A 1452-nucleotide genomic window follows, 5' to 3' on the forward strand; every position below is an offset into this window, starting at 1 on the left:
AGCGTATAAGAGACATTCAAGTTTTTATGCTGGGTGTTAGACTTGGTGTTGTTGGTATCTTGGCTAGAGAGGATGTTAAGGTTTTGACTGTTTATGTTGATTTGTCCGTTATCTGCGTTGGCTTGGAGGTTCGGGCCAACAATAGTGGTGGTTTTGTTTGGAGTATTAAGGTTTGTATTAGCAATGGTTGGGGTTATTGCTAGGGTTGTGATTAAGGTTAAAATTGATAGTAAAAATGGGTTTGGCATTTGGTTATTTTAATGAGAGGGTGGAGTCATATTTTTACGATAAAAGGGTAGCGTTCCATTTTTTCTTTAGTCCCAAGCGCAACGCTACCAACCCCAGTAACAACCCCACCCAACAATACAATTTTCAACTTATTGACACAATGAACCCCTGTCTTTTGGCAGAAAGTAGTGGTTGTGTTTTTGAATGTCTATGCTATTAGCATACTACCACATGACGAACTTATCACTTAAGGTTTAAAAACTTTTTAAGTTCATCATTTGCTATTTTTTTTTGTTCATAAAATTTTTTTACAGCGTACTCTTCTCCATCTAATAAATGTTCATAGAATAAAGGGTTTGTCCATTCCTTTTGAATAATACAAGGAATGTCGGAAGCAAAAGGTTGATTGCAAAAATGCCAGTCATTTGGTATAGAGGAATCAACCATCTTAAAAAGACCAGACGAAAAAGGTAATGGATAATCATCAGTCTCATCCTCCAAAATTAGGTACCATGGCACATCTTCACGAAAACTAACACCGAAAACAAAGAAATATTGACCTATTTCCATATATATTTCTTGACCGTTGACATAATTGTCATAATTTGGCAATAGCTCTGCCGACAAGTCTTCTCTTTTATTTTTTATACATTTAACAATCATTTCGGTATTTCTCCAGTGCTGTGTTTTTTGAATTTAAAGTCCATCAATTTACCTGTTTTTGGGTCTTTGACATAATGGACAACTGAGTCGTTGCCATTTTTAGACTTAGTTTTATATTCCCATTTTTTCATACCTTTATACCTAGAGTCATTTAATTTTTTTAAATTATCGGCGATAATTTGAGTTCCTTCACCTTTTTTTGCGGCTTCTAAAGCTAATCTGTCTTGAATACTTTTAGGCGTTCTACTCCATCTATCTATTTGTTTAACTTTATTAATACTAGCGGCAGCCTTGCTAGCAGCCTTAGAAGAAGCCCTAAGCGCAATACCACCTAATCCACCTGCAACATCAAAAATAATATCACCACTTTTTGCGTATTGCCCCCAAGAGTTTAATATCCCTCCTGTTTTGCCATCATCATGCAATCCTGCCGCTGCATTGCTAATTGTATGTTGATAATTAGGGGTGTTTTCAATATTGTAACCTAAATTGTTTTCAACAGATGCTTTGAATGTGCTTAGCTCTTCAGGCTTCATTAAAATATTGTTGCCTGTGTTTGGA

The 1452-nt window shown here is 35.7% G+C and carries 3 protein-coding genes; all 3 read right to left on the reverse strand.

Going from position 1 to position 1452, the window contains the following annotated elements; genetic code table 11:
* On the reverse strand, positions 1-248 hold a 248-nt coding region (locus BBROOKSOX_RS10970), incomplete at its 3' end, for a hypothetical protein (protein ID WP_139661849.1).
* A gap of 223 nt (positions 249-471) precedes the next feature.
* Positions 472-891, reverse strand: a complete 420-nt coding sequence (locus tag BBROOKSOX_RS10975) for a hypothetical protein (protein ID WP_139661852.1) — start codon at positions 889-891, stop codon at positions 472-474.
* Positions 888-1452: hypothetical protein (locus tag BBROOKSOX_RS12385; RefSeq protein ID WP_257607873.1), on the reverse strand; the 565-nt coding region annotated here is incomplete at its 5' end. The genes BBROOKSOX_RS12385 and BBROOKSOX_RS10975, both read right to left, overlap by 4 nt.

It is taken from the genome of bacterium endosymbiont of Bathymodiolus sp. 5 South (assembly GCF_900128535.1).
Taxonomy (GTDB): Bacteria; Pseudomonadota; Gammaproteobacteria; order PS1; family Pseudothioglobaceae; genus Thiodubiliella.

What these genes read in the sequence shown, in the direction of transcription:
- BBROOKSOX_RS10975 (WP_139661852.1), bottom strand. Translation starts at nt 891, where the DNA reads ATGATTGTTAAATGTATAAAAAATAAAAGAGAAGACTTGTCGGCAGAG.